The organism is Pseudarthrobacter sp. NIBRBAC000502771 (assembly GCF_006517215.1).
Lineage (GTDB): Bacteria > Actinomycetota > Actinomycetes > Actinomycetales > Micrococcaceae > Arthrobacter > Arthrobacter niigatensis.
Genome location: NZ_CP041187.1, coordinates 1,095,397 through 1,121,316, shown reverse-complemented (window position 1 = coordinate 1,121,316; position 25,920 = coordinate 1,095,397). Strand labels below are relative to the sequence as shown.

The 25,920-nt window shown below is 63.1% G+C and carries 20 protein-coding genes; 5 read left to right on the top strand and 15 right to left on the bottom strand.

Annotation, left to right across the window (positions count from 1 at the left end; all coding sequences use genetic code 11):
• Window positions 1-45: 45 nt before the first annotated feature.
• From NIBR502771_RS05355 to NIBR502771_RS05330, 7 genes are all read right to left on the bottom strand, one after another.
• Window positions 46-1,728 carry an ABC-F family ATP-binding cassette domain-containing protein gene (locus NIBR502771_RS05355; RefSeq protein ID WP_141158821.1) on the bottom strand — a complete coding sequence of 561 codons (1,683 nt, stop codon included), beginning with the start codon at window positions 1,726-1,728 and terminating at the stop codon, window positions 46-48.
• Between the two features lie 25 nt (window positions 1,729-1,753).
• The gene (locus NIBR502771_RS05350) at window positions 1,754-3,742 is read right to left on the bottom strand and encodes a penicillin-binding transpeptidase domain-containing protein (protein WP_141158820.1); all 1,989 of its coding nucleotides are present in this window, start codon (window positions 3,740-3,742) and stop codon (window positions 1,754-1,756) included.
• Between the two features lie 65 nt (window positions 3,743-3,807).
• Entirely contained in the window at window positions 3,808-5,250 is a 1,443-nt protein-coding gene (locus NIBR502771_RS05345) for an NAD(P)/FAD-dependent oxidoreductase (protein WP_141158819.1), read from the bottom strand.
• Window positions 5,243-6,706: a glycosyltransferase family 87 protein gene (locus tag NIBR502771_RS05340; RefSeq protein ID WP_141158818.1), complete on the bottom strand. Its 1,464-nt coding sequence runs from the start codon at window positions 6,704-6,706 to the stop codon at window positions 5,243-5,245. Before NIBR502771_RS05340 ends, NIBR502771_RS05345 begins: the two co-directional genes overlap by 8 nt.
• 512 nt (window positions 6,707-7,218) lie before the next feature.
• Window positions 7,219-7,350 (bottom strand): hypothetical protein, encoded by a 132-nt coding sequence (locus tag NIBR502771_RS21100; RefSeq protein WP_256371468.1) that lies wholly within the window; start codon window positions 7,348-7,350, stop codon window positions 7,219-7,221.
• A gap of 155 nt (window positions 7,351-7,505) precedes the next feature.
• On the bottom strand, window positions 7,506-8,090 hold the full coding sequence (locus tag NIBR502771_RS05335) for a histidine phosphatase family protein (protein WP_141158817.1): 585 nt from the start codon (window positions 8,088-8,090) through the stop codon (window positions 7,506-7,508).
• A complete protein-coding gene (locus NIBR502771_RS05330; RefSeq protein ID WP_141158816.1) occupies window positions 8,087-9,595 on the bottom strand; it encodes a CCA tRNA nucleotidyltransferase in 1,509 nt (502 codons plus the stop codon). Before NIBR502771_RS05330 ends, NIBR502771_RS05335 begins: the two co-directional genes overlap by 4 nt.
• 208 nt (window positions 9,596-9,803) lie before the next feature.
• On the opposite strand from NIBR502771_RS05330, the gene NIBR502771_RS05325 reads away from it, so the two are divergent.
• The 5 genes from NIBR502771_RS05325 (at window position 9,804) to trxA (ending at window position 15,803) form a co-directional block, all read left to right on the top strand.
• Complete coding sequence (locus tag NIBR502771_RS05325) at window positions 9,804-10,304, top strand: NUDIX hydrolase (protein ID WP_141158815.1); 501 nt, start codon at window positions 9,804-9,806, stop codon at window positions 10,302-10,304.
• 60 nt (window positions 10,305-10,364) lie between these two features.
• Window positions 10,365-12,503, top strand: a complete 2,139-nt coding sequence (gene murJ / locus NIBR502771_RS05320; RefSeq protein ID WP_141158814.1) for a murein biosynthesis integral membrane protein MurJ — start codon at window positions 10,365-10,367, stop codon at window positions 12,501-12,503.
• 166 nt (window positions 12,504-12,669) lie between these two features.
• Window positions 12,670-14,325 (top strand): discoidin domain-containing protein, encoded by a 1,656-nt coding sequence (locus tag NIBR502771_RS05315; protein WP_141158813.1) that lies wholly within the window; start codon window positions 12,670-12,672, stop codon window positions 14,323-14,325.
• 158 nt (window positions 14,326-14,483) lie between these two features.
• Complete coding sequence (gene trxB, locus NIBR502771_RS05310; protein ID WP_141158812.1) at window positions 14,484-15,440, top strand: thioredoxin-disulfide reductase; 957 nt, start codon at window positions 14,484-14,486, stop codon at window positions 15,438-15,440.
• Between the two features lie 36 nt (window positions 15,441-15,476).
• Window positions 15,477-15,803, top strand: a complete 327-nt coding sequence (gene trxA, locus NIBR502771_RS05305) for a thioredoxin (protein ID WP_141158811.1) — start codon at window positions 15,477-15,479, stop codon at window positions 15,801-15,803.
• Window positions 15,804-19,959: 4,156 nt separating this feature from the next.
• Here trxA and NIBR502771_RS05300 read toward each other — a convergent pair.
• The 8 genes from NIBR502771_RS05300 to rpmH form a co-directional block, all read right to left on the bottom strand.
• Window positions 19,960-21,273: a ParB/RepB/Spo0J family partition protein gene (locus tag NIBR502771_RS05300; protein WP_141158810.1), complete on the bottom strand. Its 1,314-nt coding sequence runs from the start codon at window positions 21,271-21,273 to the stop codon at window positions 19,960-19,962.
• Window positions 21,274-21,338: 65 nt separating this feature from the next.
• Window positions 21,339-22,421: a ParA family protein gene (locus NIBR502771_RS05295; protein ID WP_246839819.1), complete on the bottom strand. Its 1,083-nt coding sequence runs from the start codon at window positions 22,419-22,421 to the stop codon at window positions 21,339-21,341.
• Window positions 22,422-22,510: 89 nt separating this feature from the next.
• Window positions 22,511-23,161 carry a 16S rRNA (guanine(527)-N(7))-methyltransferase RsmG gene (gene rsmG, locus NIBR502771_RS05290; protein WP_141158808.1) on the bottom strand — a complete coding sequence of 217 codons (651 nt, stop codon included), beginning with the start codon at window positions 23,159-23,161 and terminating at the stop codon, window positions 22,511-22,513.
• A gap of 20 nt (window positions 23,162-23,181) precedes the next feature.
• On the bottom strand, window positions 23,182-23,745 hold the full coding sequence (locus NIBR502771_RS05285) for a R3H domain-containing nucleic acid-binding protein (RefSeq protein ID WP_141158807.1): 564 nt from the start codon (window positions 23,743-23,745) through the stop codon (window positions 23,182-23,184).
• Window positions 23,745-24,710, bottom strand: coding sequence for a membrane protein insertase YidC (gene yidC / locus NIBR502771_RS05280; RefSeq protein ID WP_141158806.1), 966 nt, complete (start codon window positions 24,708-24,710; stop codon window positions 23,745-23,747). The genes NIBR502771_RS05285 and yidC overlap by 1 nt, the downstream gene beginning before the upstream one ends.
• A 15-nt stretch (window positions 24,711-24,725) precedes the next feature.
• Window positions 24,726-25,118, bottom strand: coding sequence for a membrane protein insertion efficiency factor YidD (yidD, locus tag NIBR502771_RS05275; protein ID WP_210411331.1), 393 nt, complete (start codon window positions 25,116-25,118; stop codon window positions 24,726-24,728).
• A complete protein-coding gene (gene rnpA, locus NIBR502771_RS05270) occupies window positions 25,111-25,521 on the bottom strand; it encodes a ribonuclease P protein component (RefSeq protein ID WP_141158804.1) in 411 nt (136 codons plus the stop codon). The genes yidD and rnpA overlap by 8 nt, the downstream gene beginning before the upstream one ends.
• A 40-nt stretch (window positions 25,522-25,561) precedes the next feature.
• Window positions 25,562-25,699, bottom strand: a complete 138-nt coding sequence (rpmH, locus tag NIBR502771_RS05265; protein WP_003800212.1) for a 50S ribosomal protein L34 — start codon at window positions 25,697-25,699, stop codon at window positions 25,562-25,564.
• Window positions 25,700-25,920: the final 221 nt, after the last annotated feature.

Sequence of the window (25,920 nt, the reverse complement as noted above, 5' to 3'; positions counted from 1 at the left end):
ATGCTATCAATATTTGATCATTTGATCACTCACGTGATCGAACCCTCAGCGGGCGCGCTCCACCCGCTGTTCGTCCCAAACGGGCTCCGCGGACTCATAGACCTTGCCGTCCGAACCGAAGACCAGGAATCGGTCGAAGGTCCGCGCGAACCAACGGTCGTGGGTCACGGCCAGCACGGTCCCCTCAAAGTGGTCAATGGCCCGTTCCAGCGCTTCGGCCGAATGCAGGTCCAGGTTGTCCGTGGGCTCGTCCAGCAGGAGCAGCGTGGCGCCGCTGAGCTGGAGCAGCAGGATTTGGAACCGCGCCTGCTGACCGCCGGAGAGGGACTCATATTTCTGTTCCGACTGCCCCGCCAGGCCGTAGCCGTCCAGCGCGCCGGCGGCGGCCTCGCGACCCAGCCCGGAACGGTGTTCGTCGCCGCGGTGCAGGATCTCCAGGAGGGTCTTGCCCAGCAGGTCGGGCCGGACGTGGGTCTGGGCGAAGAATCCTGGCCGGATCCTGGCACCGAGCTTCACGGTTCCCTCGTGGGGTACCTCGGCGATCTCCACATCGGAAACGGGGAGGTGCTCGCGTTCGGGGTCGGTGCCGCCGGTGGCGAGCAGCCGGAGGAAGTGCGACTTGCCCGAGCCGTTGGATCCGAGAACACCGACCCGGTCGCCAAACCACACTTCGGTGGAGAACGGCTTCATCAGGCCCGTGAGTTCCAGCCGCTCCGCCACGATGGCCCGCTTGGCCGTTCGGCCGCCCTTGAGCCGCATCTGGACATTCTGCTCGATGGGCAGGGCCTCGGGCGGCCCAACCTCCAGGAACTTGGCCAGCCGGGTCTGCGCCGCGTGGTACCGGTTCGCCATGTCGGAGCGGAAGGCAGCCTTGTTCTTGTACATGTTGACGAGTTCCTTGAGCTTGATGTGCTCCTCGTCCCAGCGCTTGCGGAGCTCCTCGAAACGCGCGTTCCGGTCTGCGCGTGCCTCGACGTAGGACCCAAAGCCGCCGCCATGGATCCATGCTGCCGCTCCGTTGATTCCGGGCTCCAAGGTGACAATGCGGCCGGCCGCGTTGTTCAGCAGTTCCCGGTCGTGGCTGATGAAGAAGACGGTCTTCTTTGAGTCATTCAGTTTTTCCTCGAGCCAGCGCTTGCCCGGGACGTCCAAGTAGTTGTCCGGCTCGTCCAGGAGCAGGAGGTCGTCCGGGCCTGCGAAAAGTGCCTCCAGCACCAGGCGCTTCTGCTCGCCGCCGGAAAGGGTCGACGCCGGGCGGTGCTGCGCGCGGTCGAACGGGAGTCCCAGCGCGGCCATGCAGACCTCGTCCCAGACGGTTTCGACGTCGTAGCCCCCGGCATCGCCCCAGTCCACGATCGCCTGGGCGTACCGCATCTGGGTGGGCTCGTCGTCGTGCTCCAGCATGGCCAGTTCGGCCTCGTCCACCTCTCGGGCGGCGGCCGCAAGGGCCGGGGGAGCAGCGGAGACCAGCAGGTCCCGGACCGTGGAACCATCCCGGACCTGGCCCACGAACTGGCGCATGATGCCCATGTTGCCGGAGCGCCCGATGACGCCCTCGTCGGGGACCAAATCCCCGGCGATGATCCTGAACAGGGTGGTTTTACCTGTGCCGTTGGGGCCGATCAGGGCGGTCTTGGTGCCGTCCGGGACCTTGAAGGTCACCCCGTTCAGCAGCTGGGTGCCGTCGGAGAGGAAGTAGTCGATGCCGGAAACGTCAATATGGGCCACGCCGTCAATCCTCCCACGCCGCTTCCTAGCCGGCGGCGGTGAGGAACTGCTTCAGCAACGGCCCGGAGGTGGTGGCGCCCAGGCCGCCGTCCTCCACGAACACGGCCACGGCCAGGTCACCGTGGACGGCCACGATCCAGGCGTGGGTCTTGGGCGGGTTCTCGGTTCCGAATTCGGCGGTTCCCGTCTTGGCTCCTACCGGTGCGCCGGGGACGCTGGACAGGAAGCCCGCGTGCCCGGAAGTGACCACGGCGCGCATCATGTCCGACAGCGATGCCGCCTCCGCTGCGGTGATGGGCTTGTCCGACGCCGTAGAGGGCGCCTGCGCAGTGGCCGTCGCCGATGCTTCGGCTGCTGGAGCGGTGGAACCCGCCGTTGTTCCGGCGGCGGGAGCACCGGCGTCGGGGTTCAGGACCAGCTGCGCCGAGACCGGGGCGCCCTTGGCGACCGAGCCGGCCATGATCGCAGCGGCCAGCGGGGACAGCAGCACCTTGCCCTGGCCAATCATGGAAGCCGCATGCTCCGTGCCTTGGGCTTCACCTGGGACGGAACCCAGGAATGCTTCTGCGCCGAGTTTGGGTGCCTCAACCGCCACCCCCATGGATGTGGCCGCTGCTTCAAGCTGGCCCTGTGAGACAGAATCGCGCTGCGAGATGAAGGCGGTGTTGCAGGAGTGGGCAAAGGCGTCGCGCAGGGTGACCGCACCCAGCGAGGTTTCCGGGTAGCCTTCGGAGTTCTTGAAGGTCCGTCCGTCGACCGTGAGCGTGGGCGTGCACTGGACGGTGGAGTCCGGCGTCATCCCGTTGCGGAACATTGCAAGGGAATCCACCATCTTGAAGATGGATCCGGGGGCGTACTGCCCCAGCATGGCCGTGTTGTAGCCGTTGCTGCCGGGCCCCGAGGCGGCGGCCAGCACGGCGCCGCTGGAGGGCCTCAGGGCCACAATGGCCGACGCCGGACCCACCTTATCCAGGGTGGTTTCGGCCAGCGACTGCAGCCGGGGATCGAGCGTGGTTTTCAAGGGCGTCCCCGGCTTGGGTGCCACCTGGAAGAGGACGCGCCGCGGGTCCGTACCCGCCGACTGGATCTGTTCGCGGGTCAGGTCTGCCCGCTGCGCGCGGATGACCACCGCGTCCGAGCCACGGAGCTGTTCGTCATACTGTTGCTGGAGCCCGCCGATACCAGTGACATCACCCGCGGTAAGGACGCCTTTCGACGCCTCAATCTGTTCGGCGGTGGCTTCCCCAACCGATCCGAGCACTGCGCGGGCAAACGTCCTGCTCGGGGCCAGGGGGATCGACGCCGGGATCCCGCGGGCGCCGGGAATGGCCGCGATCTGCTCGTCTGAGATGGTGCGGCCTTCTTCACGCAGCGTGATCGCGGAAACAAAGGCCTGTGCCCCTGCCGCCTTGACCTGCTGCACGTACGCGGCAGGGTCCACACCCACCAGTGCCGCCAGCTTACCGGCGGAATCGGCCGGGTCCGCGGTGCCGAGCTGCGGTTTGTCGATGCCTACGTTCACCACGGGGCGGTAGGTCACCAGCGGGACGTCACCGGCACCAAGGATGTCTGCACGCTGGGGGGACTGGGATCCCTTGGTCACAATCTCGCTGTCCGCCAGGCCTGGTGCCAGGATGGCCGGGTCCCAGACGGTGAGCCACTTGCCGCCGGACTTCTTGAAGTTCACTGCGATGGTGTACTTCCACTCCGCATCGCCGAATTTCCAGGTGTAGTTTAAGGGCGCCGACGCCTTGTCTCCGTCCAGCGTCAGGGTGCCTGACTGGACCTCTGGCTTTTGCGGGTCCAGCGCCGCGAAGACCTGGTGCAGCTGGTCGTTTGCCGCTGCGGCGTCTTTGCCCTCGAAAGCCACAGACCCTACATCGAGCGCGGAGACCGCGCCTGCCAGTTGTTGGGCGGCAGCTTCCGCTCCGGATTTTCCGTCATCGCAGGCCACCAGCGTGGAACTGAGAATGAGCGCAGCTACGGCAAGCGAAAGTTTCGTTGATTTCCCCATCGCGCCATTATCCCCCGGACCGGACGTGGGCCGCGCCACGCCGGCGGTTGCCGCCGTGCAGGGGCCTAGGACAGGCCCAGATCCGGGACCGGGAGCTTGAAGATGTCCTTGAGGGCATACTTTGCCGCGTGCAGCCCGGGCATGCCCGTGACACCGGGACCAGGGGGCGTCGATGACGAGCACAGGTAGACGCCGAGCAGCGGTGTCCGCCACGGGACGGGAGATACCACCGGTTTCTGGACAAGTCCGCGGACATCCATCACGCCGGCGCTGAAGTCGCCCCCAATGTAGTTGCGGTTATAGCCGGCCAGTTCCGCAGCGGTGATGGCGTGCGATTCCACCACGAGGTCGCGGAAGCCCGGCGCGAACCGTTCCAATTGGGCCACCACCTGGCTGGTCATGTCCTTCGTCGAGCCGGACGGCACATGGCAGTAGGTCCACAGGATGTGCCGGCCTTCCGGTGCGCGGCCGGCATCGAACCGGGAGGGCTGGGCCACGAGCACATACGGCCGTTCAGGGTGGCGTCCGCCACTGACCTCGTTCTCCGAGCGCGCGAGCTCAGCCCGCGTGCCGCCCACATGAACCGTCCCGGCGTCGGAGAGCCCGGCTGCCTGCCACGGCACGGGGCCGGACAGGATGAAGTCCACCTTGCAGGAGCCGTTGCCGTAGCGGAAACGCTCCAACGCCCTGCGGTAGTGGGCGGGAAGGGAATGTCCTGCCATTCCGAGCAGCCCCGCGGGGGCAACGTCCAGGAGGGTGGCGCGGGCAGCCGGAAGCTGTTCCAGCTTGTCGATCGGCGTGTCGGTGTGAATGACGCCGCCGTGTGCCCGGATGTCCTCGGCAAGTGCTTCGGCAATTGATGCGGAGCCGCCGCGGGGGATGGGCCACCCGCCGGCGTGCCCCAGGGCGCCAAGCATGAGACCGGCGCCGGAGGCTGCGAGGGAGGGCAAATGGGAAATGGCGTGGGCGGCCACACCGCTAAGGAGTGCCGGCGCAAGTTCGTCCCGGAACCTGGCGTTCCACAGTCCGGTGCCCTGCTCCATTGTCCGCAGCCCATAGACGGCGGCCACCAGGGGGTTCCGGGGAATCCGGAGGAGCTGGTTCTGCGTGAAGTCCATGACAGCGTCGATATGCCGGACCAATGGTTCCATGAGCCGCCGGTATGCGGGGCCATCCTGGCCCAGCTCCGATGCCGTCCTGTCCAGCGACTTGTAGGCCAGCGCCGCGCGGCCCCCGTCCAGCGGTGACCCGAAGGAAATCTCCGGGGTAACCAGCTCCACCCGCCGGGGCAACTCGAAGGCACGGAAGAAAGGGGAAGCAACGGCCATGGGATGCACCGCAGAGCAGACGTCGTGGAAGTGTCCCGGCCGCATGAGCTCTATGGTCCGGGTGCCACCACCGATTTTGGGGGCTGCCTCGAAGACTTCCACTGACAACCCGGCGCGTGCCATGACCGCTGCCGCGGAGAGTCCGTTGGGACCGGAACCGACTACCGCGACATCAGGCATGGGACTTTGCTTTCGAGGGAAGCAGCGGAGCGGCCGGGCCGAATGGATTTAGCCGGAACCGGTCCGGTGCGTTGGCAAACGGACCGCCGTGGGGATCGTCGAGGTGGTGCCGGCGGATGGGATCGTACATGGGATCGTAGATATCCCAGAGGACGCGTGCCATGAGGTAGCCCACCGCGACCATGTGCGCGGCCACAGCCAGGACGTAGTAGGGCATGTCCAGGTTGTGCTGGGAGGAACCTGCGCTGGTCACCTGACCAAGGTACATCCAGATGGCAGCCCAATGCAGGGCTTCGACGCCCTGCCACACGAGGAAGTCACGCCACCGCGGCCTGGCCAGCGCCAGCAGCGGGATGAGCCACACCACGTACTGCGGGGAATAGACCTTGCTGGTCAGGATGAAGGCAGCCACGATCAGGAATGCGAGTTGCGCCAGGCGCGGGCGGCGACGGGCGGTGAGGGCAACAGCAGCGATACCGAGGCAGGCCACCACGAAGAGTCCGCCCGACAGGAGGCTGACGACTTCGGCACCCAGCTTGGACCAGCCCAGCCTGTCCGCCACCAGGTTGTAGGCAAACCAGGGGGAACTGTATCCGGCGCCCCGGTCGGCGCTGTACTGGAAGAAATAGGTCCAGCCGGAAAAGTTCGCGAGGGCGAAAGGGAGGTTGACCACCAGCCATGCGGCGGCGGCGCTCCCGGCGGTAACCAGCAGTGGCCGCCATCGGGCAGTCCGAACCGCCAGCAGCAGGATGGCCGCCAGCACCAGCACGGGATACAGCTTGGTGGCTGTGGCCAGGCCGATCAGCACGCCGGCGGGAACCAGCCGCTGCCTGGCGAAGAGATACATTCCCAGCGCAAGCAGGCAGGCAGCCCAAAGGTCCCAGTTGATGGTCCCGGCCAGCACGATGCCCGGTGCCAGTGCCACCATGGCAGCATCCCAGGGACGGCGGCCGGGCATCCGGGCAGTCACCAGCACGGTAATCATGGCCGCCGCCGCCAGCAGCACGGCGTTGATGTCGAAGTAGGCCAGTGCCTGGGCGTTGGCGTCCCCTCCCGGGACCAACCATGCCGTCAAGCCCGCGATCAATCCGATGAGAACGGGGTATTCGAACAAGCTGCCGCTGCCCACGATGGGAAAGACTCCCGCTGCCATGCCCCGGTTCCGGAACAGCTCCGGAAAGTCCGAGTAGCAGGTGGCATAGAACTGCGTGGGAGTCTCCCACCCGTTGGCCCTGCAATAACCCTTCAGCAGGATCCCCGACAGGGCTGCCAGCGCCGTGAGGGCAATGAGCACCCGCTCGACGGTAAAGATGCCGGGGGTGACGACTCCGGGATCCGTCCGGGTCCCCAGCGGGCCCCCTATAACCTCGGTGAAATTCCGCAGGAGGGTGTCGCTTCGGCTGGGCACCACGATGCGGGGCCGTCGACCATCCTCCGGCGCCTGGGTCTCGTGCATGGGATCGAGCTTACAGCCGGCCCCTTCCCACGGGACCGGGGCCGGCCGTCAGCGCAGGCCGCCAACCTGCTGGTGCATCAGCACGAATACGTCATTTCGATGCTGCTCCAGCAGGCCGCTGTTAAGGGAACTGCGGCGCTGCAGGGGACGGGTCAGGAGTCTCATGATTCTTTGCATCAAGGGGAGCCACCTCCTTTCTTGGGCGATCGGAAATAGGGCATGACAAATCAGCGCCATTTAGGGCGCACAAAAGTAAGGCAGAAATAAGGACCGGCAATCCATGGAAGAATCCAGATTAATTGCAGGAATCAGCGCAATTGTAAGTTCGGACAATTACGGGAGTTGCGCCGGAGCTGGCCACTGCCGGCCGTCGGTGGCCCGGTTAGGGACATCGGACGACAAAGGAAGGAGTGATGCGGTGGCTATCAAAGAGCCGGCGGAGTGCGTTCCTTTACCGGACGGCTGTCCCGGGCGGAAGCCCGTGCGGGGTCCCGGCCGGAGGCTGGTGCCGCTTAGCGGCGCCGCAGGCCCTGGACGGCGGCTGAACGCCAGGTATCCGGGGTATCCGAGGCAACCTCTGCAGAATCAGCAAAGGCCGGGAACGCATTGACGAGGGCATTCCATTCGCCAGTCAAAGTCATCATTTTCCCAACCTCCTTTTCTGCTGTCCGCTGCTTGGTGTGCAATGCGGTCTTGGCCCCGGCAGATTGCCGCGGGGTCAGGAATAAAGGTACCCCAGGAATCTGCGAAAGGCCAGCAATTCCCGGGAAATGCTGATTAGTTTTTTACTAAAGGCGATTCAGAGGCCCCAACGGACAATGGCGGGCGTCTTCTTATCCCAGCCCAGGGTGCATACTTTGGCCGTTCCCAGGACAAAGTGCCGTCCCTCCGCGGGCGGCAATTCAAGCCAGCGGGCAGTCAGGATCCGGGAGAAATGCCCGTGTGCCACGATCAGCACATTGTCCATCCCCGATTCGAGGATCCGGCCGATGATTTTGTCCGCCCTGGCCGCCACCTCGTCCAGGGTCTCGCCGTTGGGTACGCCGTGGGTCCAGATCAAGTAATCGGGGTTGTCCTTGCGGATCAGGTCGGAGCTGATGCCTTCGTAATCGCCGTAGTTCCATTCCACCGCCAGCGGCTCATGCCGGGCATCGGGGAATCCAGCCAGCTCGGCGGTTCGCCGTGCGCGCCGCAGCGGGGAGGTGAGCACCAGGTCGAAATCGACGCCGTCCAGTACCTTGCGGGCCTCGACGGCCTGCTGTTCACCTTCCACGGTCAGGGGGAGGTCGGTCAGGCCGGTGTACTGACCGCTTTTGGACCACTCGGTCTCACCGTGGCGGAGGATCCAGAGCTGCGGGCGCGGGGCAAGGGCGGGATTGGTCACTTGGACTCCTCAACGGGTGAAGGTTCGACGACGGCGGGAGAGGCTTCCGCCCCGGGGCCGGAAGGTGCGGATTCAGGCTGTTCAGCCCACCAGCGGAGCAGGCGCGCCTCCGCTTCCTCGGTGGGCAGCGGTCCATGCTCCATCCGTTCATTCAGGAGGAACTTGTAGGCCCGGCCCACTACAGGCCCCGGTTTAAGCCCCAGCAGCTCCATGATCCGGGCACCGTCGAGGTCCGGGCGCACCGCATCCAGGGATTCCTGTTCACGCAGGGCTGCGATCCGTGACTCGAGGTCGTCATAGGCGAAGGCCAGGCGTTCTGCCTTCCGCTGGTTCCTAGTGGTGACATCGGAGCGGGTAAGCCGGTGCAGCCGCTCCAGCAGCGGCCCGGCGTCCGTGACGTAGCGCCGGACGGCGGAGTCACTCCAGCCGGCGTCACCGTAGCCGTAGAAGCGCATGTGCAGTTCCACCAGCCGCGCCACGGCCTTGGTGGTGTCGTTGTCGAACCGCAACGCCTTCATCCGCTTGCTGGTGAGCTTGGCACCCACCATGTCGTGGTGGCGGAAGCTCACCGCGCCGCCCGGTTCGAAGCGGCGCGTAGCCGGCTTCCCGACGTCGTGCATCAAGGCTGCGAACCGCAGCACGAAGTCCGGCCCCGGCACGGGCCCTTCCGCGTTCGTTTCAAGTTCGGCTGCCTGTTCCAGGACCTGCAGGGAATGCTGGTAGACGTCCTTGTGCCGGTGGTGCTCGTCGGATTCGAGGCGAAGGGCGGAAACCTCAGGCAGCACATGTTCGGCCAGTCCCGTATCCACAAGGATGTCGATCCCGGTCCGCGGCCGGGCCCCGCAAATGAGCTTGACCAGTTCGTCCCGCACGCGTTCCGCGGAAATGATCTTGATCCGGTCGGCCATGCGCGTCATGGCGTCCCGGACGTCGTCGTGGACTGTGACGCCCAGTTGTGCGGCGAACCTGGCCGCCCGCATCATCCGGAGCGGATCATCGGAGAAGGACGCCTCCGGTGAACCGGGGGTTGCCAGGATAGAAGCATGAAGGTCGCGGACCCCGCCGAAGGGGTCCACCAGTTCCATGGACGGCAGTTTCAATGCCATGGCGTTGATGGTGAAGTCCCGGCGCAGCAGGTCATCGGTGAGGGAGGAACCGAAAGCCACCACGGGCTTGCGGGAGTCGGGATCGTAGGCCTCGGCCCGGTAGGTGGTGATCTCGATCTGGAAACCGGCCTTGCGCATGCCGATGGTGCCGAACGCCCGGCCGATCTCCCAGAAGTTGTCCGCCCACTTCTTGATCAGTGCCACCGTCTGGTCCGGCGTGGCATCGGTGGTGAAGTCGAGGTCGGGGGAAACCCGGCCAAGGAAGAGGTCGCGCACCGGACCGCCCACCAGGGACAGCTCGTGGCCGGCGTCCACGAAGCGCTGCCCGAGCTCCAGGACCACCGGCGGTACCTTGAAGTCGACAGTGTGGGAATCAATCTTGTGATGTGCGTGCGCCATAGTTCCTTAAGCTTGGCAGAAACCAGCGCCTTGGCAGTCCAAAAAAGCGTCACGATCCGCGCTGATTCGGGTTCCCGTGCGGAAAGTGCGTCATATCCCGTCCATGTTGTTGTCATGTTCCGGTCATCACGCGAGGGCAACAGTCGTTAGAGTGGACTCCATGGCCCATCCAGTACCGAGCGCTCCAGGCAGGAGGACAAACGCACCGTTGCCGTCAGCAATAGGTGCGCACGTTGCCCCTGCCCAGCAGTCGGCACCGGCATCGCTGCCAACGGTTGAGGAAGTGTCGGCCGGCGGCGTGGTGGTGGACACGTCCGACGCCGAACTGAGGGTTGCCATCATCGCCCGCCTTAACAGGGGTGGACGCCTTGAATGGTGCCTGCCCAAGGGGCATCCGGAAGGTAAGGAAAACAACGAAGAGGCCGCGGTCCGGGAAATTGCCGAGGAAACCGGCATCGAGGGAGACATCCTGGCACCTCTGGGCAGCATCGATTACTGGTTCACCGTCAGCGGCCACCGGGTCCATAAGACCGTGCACCATTACCTCCTGCGTGCCACGGGCGGTGAGCTCACCATCGAAAACGATCCCGACCAGGAAGCCGTGGACGTGGCCTGGGTGCCCATCCAGGAGCTGGCACGGAAGCTGTCCTTCCCCAATGAACGCCGCATCGCCGACCTCGCCCGCGAGGTCCTTCCCGGGCACCTTTAAGCCCGGACGCCGCCGTCGTCGTTGCGGTGTTATGCGCCCGCGGGTGAGACGATGAAGTCGATGTCAGCTACCAACTTTCCTTCCGACCGGTCAGGCCGGCCCGATGACGCCGCGCCCGACGGCGTCCCCCCTGAGCCCGCCGCACCGGACCTTGCGGAGCCTGCTGCGGCAGGCGTCAGCGAGACCCGTTCCAGCGCCATCATGGCTGCCGGGACGCTGGTGTCGCGTTTCCTCGGCTTCGGCAAGACCTGGATGCTGGGTACCGCCCTGGGCCTCGGTTCAACGGTCAATGACACGTTCATCAATGCCAACAACCTGCCCAACCTGATCTTCCTCCTGGTGGCCGGCGGCGTGTTCAACGCCGTGCTGGTCCCGCAGATCATCAAGGCCAGCAAGGCTCCGGACAGGGGAGCGGACTACATCAGCCGGCTGCTGACGCTGGCTGTCCTGCTTCTCTTCGGCCTGACTGCGCTGGTTACCCTGGCGGCCCCGGGGGTCATCGAGCTGACCACGCAGGGGTACTCCCCGCAGCAGAAGGCCCTCGCCGTCACCTTTGCGTTCTGGTGCCTGCCGCAGATCTTCTTTTACGGCCTCTACGCCCTGCTCACCCAGGTCCTGAACGCCAACGGCGCGTTCGGCCCTGCCATGTGGGCACCGATCCTGAACAACGTGGTGGCCATCGCCGGCCTGGGAATGTTCATCTGGATCTTTGGCACGAACGAGTTCAGCCCCCACACACTGGACAACTGGGGCGCCACCCAGACACTGTTGGTGGCCGGGTTCTCCACTATTGGCGTGCTGTCGCAGACCGCGATCCTGCTGGTACCCGTCTTCCGGCTGAAGCTGGGACTTCGGCCCAGGTTCGGCTGGCGCGGCGTAGGACTTGGGCACGCCGCAAAGCTGAGCGTGTGGACGCTGCTGACGGCCGCCGTCGGGCAGCTGGCTTTCCTGTACGTCATGCGCATCGCCACCATCCCCGGCGCGGAACGCATCCGGCTGCAGGAGGCGGGGGACCCGGCAGCATCCACCCTGCCCGGCAACGCCGTCCTCGAAGTGGCCAGCCAGCTGTACCTGCTGCCGCACTCGATCATCGCGCTGTCCCTGGCCACCGTGCTGTTCAACCGCATGACCCGCGCCTCCCAGGAAGGCAACCGGGCCGAACTGCGGGATGCGCTCTCGCACGGCCTGCGGACCATGGCCGTCGCCACCGTCTTTGGTGCGCTGGCGCTGTTTGCCCTGGCCGGTCCGCTGGGCATGTTCTTCTCGGGCGGCCTGCGCCAGGACGGCGTCATGCTGGCCCAGACACTGACCATCCTGGCCCTCAGCACCCCGTTCATGAGCGCCAACTTCATGATGTCCCGCGTGTTCTACGCCAACGAGGACGCCCGCACCCCGTTCTACGTTCAGCTGCTGCTCGCCGTGGTGTACGTCGCGGGTGCGTTCGCCATCCAGTTCCTGCCGGTGGGCCAGATCATCTATGCCATAGCCATCCTGTACATGGTGGGCAACATCCTTTCGGTGGTCATCAGCGCGGTGTTCCTGCGCCGCATGCTGGGGCACCTGGACGGCGCCCGGATCGCCAATTCATACATCAGGATGGGATACGCGGCCCTGGGCTCGGCAATCGCCGGTGCCGGCGCCCTGTGGCTCATGGGCAGCTACAACCCCGACGGTTTCGCCTGGAGCGGCCGCCTCCAGGCACTCGTGACGCTCATTATCGTGGGGCCGGTCATGCTGGCCGTCTACTTCCTGCTCCTCCGTGTGTTCCGTGTGTCCGAGCTCAGCGACATGCTCCGGCCCCTGCTGGGAAGGTTTGGCCGCGGTAACCAAGCCCAAGGGCCGGAAGCGGGGGACGCGCCGTCGTCCTCTCCCTCCGCTGGATCCCCTGCCCGCGGCAACCAGCCTGAGCGCGCCACCACCTCGGTGGACACCGGCCTGATCCCAAGGATTTCCGGCGAGTTCGACGCCGTCTCGTTCCGCGCCGGGCCGGACCCCCAGCGCGCGGGCGGCCGCCGGGATACGCACGACGGCGGGGCACGGCAGGCTGCCGACAGCTCATATCTGCCGGGCGAGGACCAGCCGAGCACCGCCCGCGGCGGCCTGCTCAGCGAGCAGATTCCGCTTCCGGGCCGCAGGACCTACCAGGGCAAGGCCGGTGAGAACCCATTTTTCAGTACCCGGCGCAAGCGCAAAAAGTAAGTTCCGCGGCCTGTGGCGGCCGTCTTCTCCGCGGCCGTCCGGGGCGGATCGGCTAGGATCGAACAGATACAGGGGTAGTTGCATTCAGGCCGGGCCGTGCGCGCGGGCACCTGGAAAGCGGTTGCGTCATTGAGGCCGGCAATCCCGGACAGTCTAGGAGGAACACGTGTCCAACCCGATCGATGTCGGATCAGTACTGGGCGGCCGCTACAAGGTCACCGCCACAGTGTTGGCCTCGCACGACCACGATCTGGTGCTGGATGGTGTGGACCAGGTCCTGAACCGCCCGGTCAGCATCCTGGTTGCCGGACCGGAGAACACTGAGCAGGTTGCCCAGAGCGCCCGCGAGGTGGCCACGGGCGAACGTCCCGGAACGGTGCAGGTACTGGACCTTGGCGTGACCGAGGACGCCACCTACCTCATCACAAACCACACCTCGGCGGCCGATCTCCTGGACCTGGTGGTGGCGCCCAATCCGCCCTACGTCGAGCCGTTCTTCACGGACACCCTGGGCAGTGAAATCTTCGGACAGGCGCGGTCACACGAGCCTGAACCTTACGACGAGGAAGACCACGTCGAGGCCGGCTACATCAGCTACGCCGATTCACACCCCAACCCGGTTGATAACTACCGGTCAGCTCCTGAGCGGTCAGCCCCGGAACGTTCAGCTCCCGCCGTTCCGCCCAGGCCGCCGGTGAGGCCCGCTGCCCAGCAGCCCACTTCCCAGGGCCGTTCCGGGGCTGCTGCCGCAGGTGCCGCCGCTGCCGGTGCTGCCGCCGCCGGTGCGGGTGCCGCCAAGTCGGGTGCCTCGCGGATTGATCCGGATGCCACTGCCGCCCAGCCTGTGGCGCACACTGCCGCAACCGAATCGGGGCGTGCCGTCTCTGCTGAGGCGGACACGGGCCCGAACGATACTGCTGCTCCGGCCGGCAGTCCTGCTGGGGAACAGTCTTCGGCTGCTGACCAGAAGCCGAAGGTCTCCTTGTGGTCCAATGATGACTACGCTCAGTCCGGAGGCCACGACGCTTACGAGGACTCCAATGGAGCGGTGGAGGAGCAGCGTCCGGTCAAGGGCAAGGCGGCCCTCTTTGCCCGTGCGGCCGCGCCCGCTGCGGCTGGTGTGTCGTTTGCCGACCGGGATGACGATGACGATGACCGGGACGAATCCGACAATCAGCCCCGCTCAATGCGCTGGTTGGTTGGCGGCCTGTTGGCTGTTGTCCTGATTGCAGGCCTGATCTTCGCGGTTACCAATCTTGGCAGCCTCTTCACATCAGAACCACAGGCCAAACCCACGGCTGCCCCTGTTACCAGCAGTGCTCCACAAAACTCGGCAACGGCAACCCAGGCAGCCCCGTCGGCTCCGCCGGCCGTCCCGCCGGTTATCGAGAGCGTCAGCCGGCAGGGGAATTTCGATTTCGCTGCCACATTCGATGGTGACCTGGTCAAGGCCTATGACGGAAATGCCGCCAGCTACTGGTCCGACATGGAATTTGCGACCGAAAACTGGGGTGGTCTGGCTCCCCAGGGCGTCCCCCTCGTGGTGAAGCTGAAAGGCACTGCAACCATCTCCTCAATCACGCTCTCCCAGCTGGGGGGATCGGGCGGCAACATCACCGTTTACACCAACGACCGGCCCTCCACGGACGGAGCCAAGGCGGTGGGGACGAACAGCTTCACGTCCACTGACTTGAACATGCCCCTTTCGGAACCCGTCCAGGCGCAGTACGTGATCATCTCCATCAATTCCCTCCCCAAGCTTGCAGCGCCGAAGACCCGGTACGGTTACGGTCTGCGGCTCGCCGAGATCAAGGTCCAGTAGCACTCCACCACCACCATCAAGCGGGCTGGTGCTGCCTCTGTGCTGCGGGATGGCCCACGTCGCTCGGGCGCTGGAATATTCAGCAAGCGGACACAGTTGTGCCATGTGGCCGGCCTCCGAGTGGAGGCGAGTCGAAAAAGGAAGAGGTTCACGGTCCAGTGACCATCGAAGAGAAGTCGGCGTCGGACGTTCGCGACGTCATCATTGTGGGCTCGGGCCCAGCGGGCTACACAGCAGCCGTCTACACCGCCAGGGCAAACCTCAAGCCTCTGCTACTGGCTGGATCGGTAACCGCCGGCGGCGAACTGATGAATACCACGGACGTGGAAAACTACCCGGGGTTCCCGGAGGGCATCATGGGACCGGACCTGATGGAGAACTTCGAGAAGCAGGCCGCCCGGTTCGGGACGGAGATCCAGTTCGAGGACGTTACTGACCTTGAACTCGACGGGCCCGTCAAGACGGTCACCATCGCAACGGGGGAGACCTTCAAAGCAAAAGCAGTCATTCTCTCCACCGGCTCTGCCTACCGGGAACTGGGCTTGCCCAACGAAAAGCGGCTCTCAGGACACGGTGTTAGCTGGTGTGCAACCTGTGACGGTTTCTTCTTCAAGGACCAGGACATTGCCGTCATCGGTGGCGGAGACTCGGCCATGGAAGAAGCGCTATTCCTCACCAAGTTTGCGAAATCAGTTACGGTTGTTCACCGCCGTGACTCGCTGAAAGCGTCGAAAATCATGGCAGACCGTGCCCTGGCCCACGAAAAGATCAGTTTCGTCTGGAACAGCACCGTTGATGACGTCCTCGGCACGGATAAGGTAACCGGCCTCCGGTTGAAGAACCTTTTGGACGGTTCGCTGTCCGAGCTCGCTGTTACCGGAGTCTTCGTAGCCATTGGTAACGATCCCCGCACGGATCTCGTCAAGGATGTCCTGGACCTGGCTCCGGAAGGGACCATCGCAGTACAGGGGAGGAGCTCCCGGACCAGTCTTCCGGGCGTCTTCGCTGCTGGTGATGTTGTCGACCCCACCTACCGGCAGGCCATTACCGCCTCAGGTTCGGGCTGTGTTGCGGCCATCGACGTCGAGCACTATCTGGCCGACCTGTCCGCCTAATTTGCGCCACCGTAGTTTGAAAAGAAAGAGAAGGTTATGAGCAACGCAAAAGATGTAACTGACGCAAGTTTCGACACCGATGTCCTCTCTGCCGACAAGCCGGTCATCGTTGATTTCTGGGCCGAATGGTGTGGTCCGTGCCGCAAGCTCGGCCCGATCCTGGACGAGATCGCGGGGGAGTACAGCGAAAAGGTTGACGTTGTCAAAGTAAACGTCGACGACAACCCTGCCATCGCCGCGCAGTACGGGATTACCTCTATTCCGGCTGTCTACCTCTTCCAGGGCGGTGAGGTGAAGAGTACCGTCATCGGTGCCAAGCCGAAGCAATTCTTTGAGAAGGAATTCGCCGACGTCCTCTCCTGATACGTGAGATACCTGCAGTCGATCTTGCGGGAAAAGCTTAGAAAGGTGGTCACTGCCGGCTGGCGGTGGCCACCTTTCTGCATCCCGGCCCTTTAGTAGTGGGCCCAGGCATCGGCATCGGCATCGGCGACAGTGTTTCACGTGAAACACTGTCACGGTGTCCAAGGGGGCGGGCCCACCCCGTGCTCTTCTCGCTACTCGACTCGGGCTCTGGTGTTGCAATTGCCAGGCTCCGCAGATCGAGCACCGCCCATCGAGTCGCGGCACACAGCGCAAAATATGGGCTCGTGAAGCGGATCTGCCCGGTCACAGGGTTCTGGCGCGGAACCGCGGGCAGGAAATCGAAGGATGCATGCTGTTTACGGTTACCGGGGACCATCAGCAGCATGTCCGCTTGCGCCTGGAAACGAGACGACGATGTTGCGCCTAAGCCAACCCATTGAGACGTGGTGGCGTTTCACGTGAAACGCCAGGTCAAGCAAAATGGCTCTCGGACTCGGACAATTAGCAGCAACCGACTTATGAATCCGAACTGCCAGCCTTCACAGTTTGTGAATCATCACGGATGACAGAATGACCGGTAGGTCTGCAATTCCCTATGAGTACGACAAAACTGTCTGCTGTTTCCTGCCATCGCTGTGCCGGCACTCCCCGCCCATTAGTCAGGCTGCGCCGAGCGGTAGGCGCTGCCGCTGATCCTGCTGGACTACACCTGTAAAGTCTGTCAGCAGACGTGTGCACTAATGGAGCTGCGCTCTGCGCATACCCAGGCCCCCGTTTAGATTCGCACCAAGCAAAGCAGCGGCCCAACCACGGTACGGAACGTCCGACTGCCCAAATACGACCCCAGCTCATCAGCAGGGTCAGCGGCGGCAGTGGCACCCACTAGGGCGCCCTAGGTGGCCTACATCTGCCATCTAAGCGACTAAGTTTCCAGCTCCGGGCGGTGCCGTCGAAAGGATTCGTACAGCTCAGTCGACTTATACATTCACTGCTCTGAAGCGATATGAACCAGGATGTTCGGTCGCCCTGCTCTGGGTCTGGGTACAGATATTGGCTCTCGATCCTGGACCGATGATCAGCGCTTTGCGCTGCGGATTGAGCCTAAGAATTCACCGCGCGGCCGACGTACAGGACTTCAGTCGCATCGCAGTCCGTTCTCAACTGTTGCCCTAGAGAGGCTTTTCGACAATATCGAAGTACACCTTCCGAAGACCTGCAACTGTTTCGCGTGAACATTGGCCACGCTTGCATTCGTTTCACGTGAAACATCGGCCGGGCTGCCATTTGTTTCACGTGAAACGGATGCTGCAGCTGCCCAGACTAATTCGGGGATAGCCTGACTGCCGGGGTATTGATTGATGCCTATGCTCCGGATCGTGGCTTCCACTCCAGTGGTGTCTCAGGACGGAGTACGATAGCCGCCATCGTATCGCCCTGAGTTCCCGCTTAGGAGGAGCCAAGAAGTGTAGAGCTGCCCTGGCTTCTTGTTCAAGCTGTGTCGCCAGTAGACGGGGTAGCAGGGTCGATCTTCGCGCCTGGGCATCACCTTCACCGCGCGGGCTTCGGACTACTGTCTTAATGGGACAAGACAAGGTACGCGTCCTGGATGGCACCGCGGCAGAGGCGAGCCTCTTAGCAGCCCTTTCGCGGCTGCCCATAAGCGAGTCCGTGCGGCTCCTGAGACGGGCGAGACTTGAAACCTGCGCCATGAAGGAAGCACGGGCCTCCTGAGCGGGGTGGAGTTATCCACAACGTTATCCCCAGTCGCCTCGATGGGAATCAACAGACTTATCCACAGGTAATTGCACAACTGGCTTCGTTCGGAGGCCGGGAGCAACCCCTGACCATATGCACCGTCCACGCAGCGTGCGGGCCCCGCGCGGGCCAGGACAGGGTCCTCATTTGTAGCTTTGCGACGCCAGACTGACGGCCCGAGGAGATTAATTAACCTTCACTGGGTGACGAGACTGGTGATTTCGTCGTGCATGCATCGCTGCGCCCGGTTCCACGTGAAACATCGGCAGCAGCTCGCAGATTCCCAATCAGTAATTCCGGTGACCCCGGGGCAGGAAAGGCGGGAAAGGGGGACAGGAGGCGCGTGGCGAAGCATCTGGCTGAACGTCTATATCCACAAAGTTATCCACAGCGATATCCACCGGTTTGGATGTGCCGACCACCTAGGGAAAATCAAGGTCCGGCGAGGAGACAGCAGCGCCGGTCGAACTGCCGAGGCATGTTAGCCACAACAGACAAGATGGCTCCGGACTGGATACCGTCAGCCCCAGCCATCCTTGGCCACACTGCATCCCATTAGCAGCATCTGTCTCGAGCCCTCGGGCTAGCGTGCCTCGCCCGACGCACAGTGTCAGGAGGCTCAGTTGTTTCCGCCACTTTGGGACACTGGACAGTACGCCCATCCCGATTGCATGCGCCGTCACCAGCGATCCTGTCAACATCGCACAATCCGCCCACTTGAGCACTCCTAACTACGTCGGCCTTTTCTCTGCGGGACTACCAGATCACACCCTCCCACTGACCTTGTCCGGGGCCAGGGGCATTGCAGCACACAGTTGAACTACGATGAGGCCCATGTTGAGACCTGGGTATTGGCTCATTGGGCGGCCCTTGTTAGCTGACCGCCGCCCGGTCGACTTCCGTTCCTCACGCAGGCCGCTCTGTCTAAGACGAGCATCCGTTTGGCCCGACGGTGACCTTGATCCGTTGGGTCTCTCTCCTCGGCCGAGGCCTCGAACGCGCACAGCAGACCCAGACGACACGTTGTGTTGGCCCACTTTGCGTTAGCCCGATACACGGCGCAGCTGCGGGCGTTTCACGTGAAACAGTACAACCGCACTGCGCTAATACTCATAGCCGCTCTCGCCACAGCTATGGCCTTTGAGCTTGCATCGATGCGGTGGACACGTCCGGCCAATCGAAGGACCAGAATGCCACGCAGGGTGCACTTGGCACATGTCCTGGAGGGAGATCTATTCGCTCGCCATGACGCAGATCCACGTCAGCATCGGTCAGGCTCAGGTGTTTCACGTGAAACACTTGTCCTGGCAGTACGGAGCACTACTTGAAGACGCGTTTCACGTGAAACATTCAAGCAGTCGGCTTTCACCGGGCGTAGGTAGAACCAGTGCGAGCCAGCCAACCTACTCGACAAGGAGTCGATAAAATCCAATGTCGGCGCACCAAAGGACTATCCGCTGAGCCACCTTGAGCCGCCTGTGATGCGATTCCTGCGCGGGATGACTCTTGTCGTGGTGCAACAGCCCAAATGTGACCCTTCGGGGAATTGGAGCTGACGCGCGCGACGGTGTCGGGATAACGCAGTGAACAGGAGACCTCTACTTATCACTCAGCAGTTTGCCAGTCAGGTCCCTTGTTCTCATCAGTGAACTGGAAACACCTCGGCTGACCACTACCGCAGAGTCTCTACCAGTCATCGCTTCATGGAGATTAGCGAATTCGAACCCATCTACTACGTCTGCGTTCCTTGGTCGCCCGATACGCTGGCCGCCCCGCCAGTGCCCTAACGTCAGTGGCACGGGATTCGTCAGTACTCTAGAGAGATTGAAGTAGTGATACGGGTACGACGGTCCACCGGACCCCACGTCCCTCACTGACAAGTCTGCTGAGATGTTTGAGCGAAAAGTCGGTCGCCTTCGCACGGCGGTGAAGAGTCATCCAACAACCTGTGCGTCGTACCTACTGATACTGATAGAAAATGCCATGAAAATCCCTGGCCGAACGACTTGTGAGGAGTCCCAGGTGCCTGTTTCACGTGAAACTTCGGACGCTCCATGAAGGCTCTGCCTAAGAGACTACGCAGTTGGCCGGACTTGCTGAATTCGCATGAGCATCTCAAATCGGAAAATACTTACTCAAAGCCGCTAATCTGCCATCGCATCGTCATTAAAAAGTTCCGTAATGCCACGGAAATGTTGTCCGCTATTAGTCGGCGCGTTCTTCCGCTTCACTACCGGAAGATGTCAGGCTTTGGGCCAAGTGTTCCATTTTCGCGCCAACGGACATACGAGAATCAAGTTACTTCGGGACGCCCGGGCTGTAGAAGCCCCCACTGGACAAGAAAAGGCCCGATTCTCGAGGAATCGGACCCTTTCATGTAGGCAGTTATTTGAGCCGGTCAGTTATTTGAGCCAGGAGCTAAAACGTCCATAATGCGGTTCAAATCCTCAACGCTTGCAAACTCAATGCTGACCTTGCCCTTGCGGACTCCCAATGAGATCTTGACGTTGGTGTCCAGACGGTCGGAGAGCGAGGAAGCGAGATAGTCAAGGCGCTCGTGCCTGGCGCCGGGGCGGGGGATGTTGTTCTTGGCCGGCTTAGCAGGATCCTGGTACAGGGTGACTGCTTCTTCCGTCGCCCGGACAGACATGCCTTCGGCAACGATCTTTTGGGCAAGCCGCTCCATTGCCGCCGCGTCAGGAAGGGAAAGCAGCGCCCTGGCATGGCCCGCTGACAGTACACCGGCAGCGACGCGGCGCTGCACCAGCGGCGGAAGCTTCAGGAGCCGCAGGGTGTTGGACACCTGCGGCCGGGAACGCCCGATGCGGTCTGCAAGCTGCTCGTGGGTGGTACCAAAGTCCTCCAGGAGCTGCTGGTACGCCGCCGCCTCTTCCAGGGGGTTCAGCTGGCTGCGGTGGAGGTTCTCCAGCAGTGCGTCACGCAGGAGGTCGTCATCTGTCGTGTCCCGGATGATCGCTGGGATGGTATCGAGGCCTGCCGCCTGCACTGCGCGCCAGCGGCGTTCACCCATGACCAGTTCGTAAGGTACGCTACCATCTTCGGTTGATGTGCGAACCACGATAGGCTGGAGGACGCCAATCTCGCGTACTGAGTGCACAAGCTCGGCCATGTCATCTTCATCGAAGACGCTGCGTGGCTGCTTCCGGTTGGGGTGAATGTCAGCAACGGAAATTTCCGCGAAGCGGGCGCCCGGAACCTCAACGAGTTCAACCCCCGAGTCCGCTCCGGTGTCCACGGCATTGGGTGTAGCGGCAGAAACCGTTACAGCAGCATCTTCATCCTCCGGAGCAGGCCCGGTAGGCGTTCCAGCCGAAGGGACGGCAGCGTCTGCAGCCGACTTGGACCCCCCACGGGGAGCCTTCCTGGCCGGCTCCTTTTTCGCAGCCGACGTATCGGTACTGGCATCAGCATTGGTTTCCCCAGCACCACCCTTACCGGCAGGGGACTTTGCGTCCGCTGGTTTAGCCGGCGACCGGCGAGCAGCGGCATTCGGTGCCGTATCCTTGTCCGCCTTGGCTTCAGCACGCGCTGCGGGCTGGTCCTGGGGTTCGGTCTTTTTTCGGCCCTCGGGGAAGAAGAGATCCACCGGCCGGGATACCGCCCCGCCGTTACCGGAAGACCCATTGGCTGCGGCGGAACTAGGAATCAGCGCGCCAAGACCGCGGCCTAGGCCCCGTCGCTTCTCGCTCATGGGTAAATCCCTCCAGTGATAGAGCCGGGACGAGCCTGGCTCCGTGCGTTGCGGTATTGAAGATTCTAGCGTTCGGCGATTTCCGCGGCGGCTTCCAGGTAGGACAGCGCACCACTTGAGGAAGGGTCGTACGTCATGACCGTCTGCTGGTAGCTGGGTGCCTCAGAAATCCGCACGGAGCGGGGAACGACGGCCGAGAGGACCTGGTCGGGGAAGTGCTGGCGCACCTCCGCGGCTACCTGGGCGGCCAGGTTGGTGCGGCCGTCATACATGGTGAGCAGGATGGTCGAGACAACAAGATCGGCATTGAGGTGCTTCTGGATCATCTCAATGTTCTTGAGGAGTTGGCTGAGGCCTTCCAGGGCGTAGTACTCGCACTGAATGGGAATCAGGACCTCATTGGCTGCACAGAAGGCATTGACCGTCAGCAGGCCCAGGCTCGGCGGGCAGTCAATGAAAACGTAGTCCAGCCGTTCTTCGCCGTTTTTCTCGCGTGCCTTGGCATAGACGTCGATGGCGCGGCGCAGGCGCTGTTCACGCGCTACAAGGGATACGAGTTCAATTTCGGCGCCGGCAAGGTGGATCGTGGCGGGTGCGCAGATGAGCTTTCCGATGTCCGGGCAGGGGGCCACCACATCAGCCAGCGGGACGTCGTTGATCAGCACGTCGTAGATGCTGTCCACATCGGCGTGGTGCTCGATGCCCAACGCGGTGGAAGCATTGCCCTGCGGATCAATATCGATCACCAGGACATTCAGCCCGGCAGCAGCAAGGGCAGCGGCGATGTTCACCGTCGTGGTGGTCTTGCCTACTCCGCCCTTCTGGTTGGAGACGGTAAAGATCCGCGTCTTTTCCGGGCGGGGGAGCTTCCGGCCCACCAAACGCTCACGCCGTTTGGTTTCATGGGCAAGTTCGCGTGCGATGGGACTCGAGTCATCAATGGCATCAATAACGTTGGAACGACCGGCAGAGGTTGTTTCACGTGAAACTGCACTGCTGGAAGCGGACGAAACAACAGGCTTTGGATGATTACCACCACGGCCGGGAGCCATTGCGATGCCCGCAAGCCCTGACCCAGCGACAGAACGTGCCGACCCCAAGGACACAAACGGTGGGATCCGTTGTGCGGAGGCTTCACTACTGGTCACTGGGGCACACTCACTCTCGTTCAGCCAATTTTGCTGCCGTTGTCTAGCCTAACTGCTCCGGCCTGCTGACAGCCGTCAGCGGGCCCGCATTAGGACTTCTTTTGGGACTTGTTCACCACGATGCGCACAACCGTCGTCGGCTCCTCCAGGAGGTTGTCACCTACGGTCAGTACTGACGTCTCAACGCCACCCAGCTTACGGATGGTCTTGGCCGCCTTCTCGATTTCCTCGCCCGCGCTGCGGCCCTTGATGGCTACCACTTCGCCGTGCCCTCCCAGCAGTGGGATGGTCAGGCCGGCGAGGTTGGTCAACGCAGATACGGCGCGCGCAGTCACAACGTCAGCCTCCACATGCCCAACAGCGAGTTCGGCACGGGTGCGCATCACCGTGACATTGCCCAGGCCGAGGTCATCGACAACTTCCTGAAGCCAGATAACCCTGCGCTCCAGCGGTTCGATAAGGGTGAGCTCAAGATCGGGGCGCGCAATGGCAAGGCAAAGGCCCGGCAGGCCGGCACCGCTCCCGACGTCGGCCACATGGCTTCCGTGCGCAATTTCGCTTTCGATGACCGCGCAGTTGAGCACGTGGCGGCTCCACAGCCTGGGCACCTCGCGTGGTCCGATTAGGCCCCGCTCGGTACCGGACGTGGCCAGGTGCTCAACGTAGCGCTTTGCCAGCTCCAGGCGATCGCCGAAGATCTTCTCAGCAGCGCGCAGCTCTGCCGCCGTGATGTCAACCATAACTATTGGTCCGGCATTCACTAGTCTGCGGAAACGACGATGTGGCGTCCGGCGCCCTCGCCCTCGGACTCGCTGACCAGGCCGAGGTCAGCCACGGCGTCGTGCACGATCTTCCGTTCGTAGGCGCTCATTGGCTCCAGGGCCACCGACTTGCCGGATTCCTTTACGGAAGCTGCTGCGTCCTCGGCGATCTTCTGCAGGTGCCCGGTGCGTTCCTGCCGGTAGCCGTTGATGTCCAGCACGAGCCGTGAACGGTTCTCTGTTGCAGACAGCACTGCCAGGCGGGTGAGTTCCTGCAGGGCTTCCAGGACTTCACCGTCTTCGCCGACCAGGCTTTCGAGCCCTTCGGTCTCCTCTTCGGCAACGATGGAGATGTAGGTCCGTCCATTGCGGACCTCGATGTCGATGTCGCCGTCGATGTCGGCGATATCCAGCAGTTCCTCGAGGTAGTCGGCGGCGACGTCCCCCTCTTCCTCGAGGCGGCTGGCGGCGGAACCCTTGGCGGTGGAATCATCCTGGCCCACGGACTCGTCCTGATCTTCGATCTCTTCAGAAAGGGCGTGCTCGGTGCTCTCGGCTGACATTACTTCTTCTTCCTGTTCTTGCGCTGGGGCTGGACACGCTGTCCCTTGATCTCAACTGCGGCGGCTGCGGCATCGTCGGCTGCCTCATCCCGCTTCCCGCTCAGGACGGACAGAGCCGGCAGGCCCTTGGCGGCACGGCGCTCGGCGAGGGCCTTCGCGGCGGGGGAACCCGGCGTCGGCATCCGGCGGATAACGAAGAACTGCTGGCCCATGGTCCAGAGGTTGGTGGTGGTCCAGTAGATCAGGACGCCGATGGGGAAGTTGATGCCACCCACGCCGAAGACGATAGGCAGGATGTAGAGCATCATCTTCTGCTGCCGCATGAACGGGCTGGCCATGGCTTCTTCGGACATGTTCTTGGCCATGATCTGCTTCTGCGTGATGAACTGCGAAGCCGTCATGGCCAGGATCATCACGATCGAGAGCACCACCACGGCTGTGTTCCCGGCACCGCCGTGCAGCAGGGCGGCGGACAGCGGCGCACCGAAAATGCTGGAGGCATCGAACTCCACCACCTGTTCGTGGCTCATCGCACCGATGCCGGCTCCCTGGTCCTTGGCCTGCGAAATGCCGGAGAGCACCTGGAACAGGGCGAAGAAGAACGGCATCTGGATCAGCATGGGAAGGCACGCCGAGAAGGGGTTGGTCCCATGCTTCTTGTACATGGCCATCTGTTCCTGGGCCATGGCCTGGCGGGACAGCTGGTCGGTTTTACCCTTGTACTTCTCCTGCAGCTTCTTCAGGTCCGGCTGCAGCAACTGCATGCCGCGCTGGGCCTTGATCTGCTTGACGAATACCGGGATCAGCGCGGCACGGATCACCAGCACCAGCCCGATGATGGCCAACGTCCAGGTCCAGCCGTTCGCGGCGGGCATGCCGATGCTGCTCAGCCCGTCGTGGAACGCCACCATGATGAACGAAACCAGCCACTTGAACGGGCCGATTATTGCTCCAAAGATGTCCATACTTATCCCTATTCGTCAGGCCGCACTGCGGCCTTCTTCATCAGTCCGAGCAACCAGGTACTTGTCCGGATTGTTCAGCACAACAATTGTGGGGGTTCGGCCCGCAGGCCATTCCCGGCCGCCGGCGGGGACGTGGTCCACTCCGCCGGCATTCCATGGGTGGCAGTGGCCAAGGCGCCGCGCTGCGAGCCAGCTTCCCTTGACGGCACCGTGGACGGTGACCGCTTCCAGGGCATATGCGGAACATGACGGGAAGAACCGGCAGACCGGGCCGTACAAGGGAGAAACCACCTTGCGGTAGGCCATCAGCAAAAGAATGAGGATGTTCCGGGGCAGGTTCCAGAGGAACCTGCCGGCAACGGCGATCACGGTGCGGAGACGGGCGACGACGGCGGTGGCGTTAGGCACGCGGTGTCCCCTCCTGTGTTGTACCGGCTGAACCCCTGGCGGCAGCCCGCGAGGGACGGCCGGCCAGCCGGTTCAGCGTAGATTCCAGTGCAGCGTTGTAGTCCGACAGCAGCTGGTCCCAGCTGGCCGAGGCGGACGCAGGAAGCGCCCGTACGACGATGGCGAGTCCTGTACCGTGCTCGCGCAACGACGCAGCACCCGCTTCTCTCAGTCTCCTCTTAACGAGGTTCCTGACCACCGCGTTCCCTACACTCTTGGAAACAATGAACCCGATCCGGCTGGGTTCGTCAGCAGCAATGGCTGCCGCATATAACACTACGTTCCGGCGTCCATTGCGGACACCGGAACGTACAGTTGTTGAAAAATCGGTTGGGGTCCTCAAGCGGTTGCGGGCGGCCAGCACCTTAAACTCGCAAGGGAATGTCTACCGACAAGCCAGTTATTTAGGCCGACAGTTCGGTGCGGCCCTTGCCACGACGGGCTGCCAGGATGGCACGGCCGGCACGGGTACGCATACGAAGGCGGAAGCCGTGCTTCTTGGCTCGACGGCGGTTATTCGGCTGAAAAGTCCGCTTGCTCACGTTAGTTACTCCAGTGGATCAAAGGTGCGCCCACCCGATCAGTAAGGGGAAGAACTGGCCGACGCTAAGTTTTGTATATGCACGCTTCCCCCGACTGCCCAGGCGCACTGCGCCTGGATGTTCAGATGGGGCCCAAAAAGCGGACACAAAGGACTTCACAACGTTAGGGCAATTTGCAGGCCCGAGTCAAACCGGAGCGGTCCCGTACGGCCGTCCCCAGC

Bases quoted from the DNA above. Each gene is read 5' to 3' on its own strand.
- NIBR502771_RS05350 (WP_141158820.1), bottom strand. From the start codon at position 3,742: ATGGGGAAATCAACGAAACTTTCGCTTGCCGTAGCTGCGCTCATTCTC.
- rsmG (WP_141158808.1), bottom strand. From the start codon at position 23,161: ATGGTTGACATCACGGCGGCAGAGCTGCGCGCTGCTGAGAAGATCTTC.
- NIBR502771_RS05330 (WP_141158816.1), bottom strand. From the start codon at position 9,595: ATGGCGCACGCACATCACAAGATTGATTCCCACACTGTCGACTTCAAG.
- murJ (WP_141158814.1), top strand. From the start codon at position 10,365: ATGTCAGCTACCAACTTTCCTTCCGACCGGTCAGGCCGGCCCGATGAC.
- NIBR502771_RS21100 (WP_256371468.1), bottom strand. From the start codon at position 7,350: ATGATGACTTTGACTGGCGAATGGAATGCCCTCGTCAATGCGTTCCCG.
- NIBR502771_RS05300 (WP_141158810.1), bottom strand. From the start codon at position 21,273: ATGAGCGAGAAGCGACGGGGCCTAGGCCGCGGTCTTGGCGCGCTGATT.
- trxA (WP_141158811.1), top strand. From the start codon at position 15,477: ATGAGCAACGCAAAAGATGTAACTGACGCAAGTTTCGACACCGATGTC.
- NIBR502771_RS05340 (WP_141158818.1), bottom strand. From the start codon at position 6,706: ATGCACGAGACCCAGGCGCCGGAGGATGGTCGACGGCCCCGCATCGTG.
- NIBR502771_RS05285 (WP_141158807.1), bottom strand. From the start codon at position 23,745: ATGTCAGCCGAGAGCACCGAGCACGCCCTTTCTGAAGAGATCGAAGAT.
- NIBR502771_RS05345 (WP_141158819.1), bottom strand. From the start codon at position 5,250: ATGCCTGATGTCGCGGTAGTCGGTTCCGGTCCCAACGGACTCTCCGCG.
- yidC (WP_141158806.1), bottom strand. From the start codon at position 24,710: ATGGACATCTTTGGAGCAATAATCGGCCCGTTCAAGTGGCTGGTTTCG.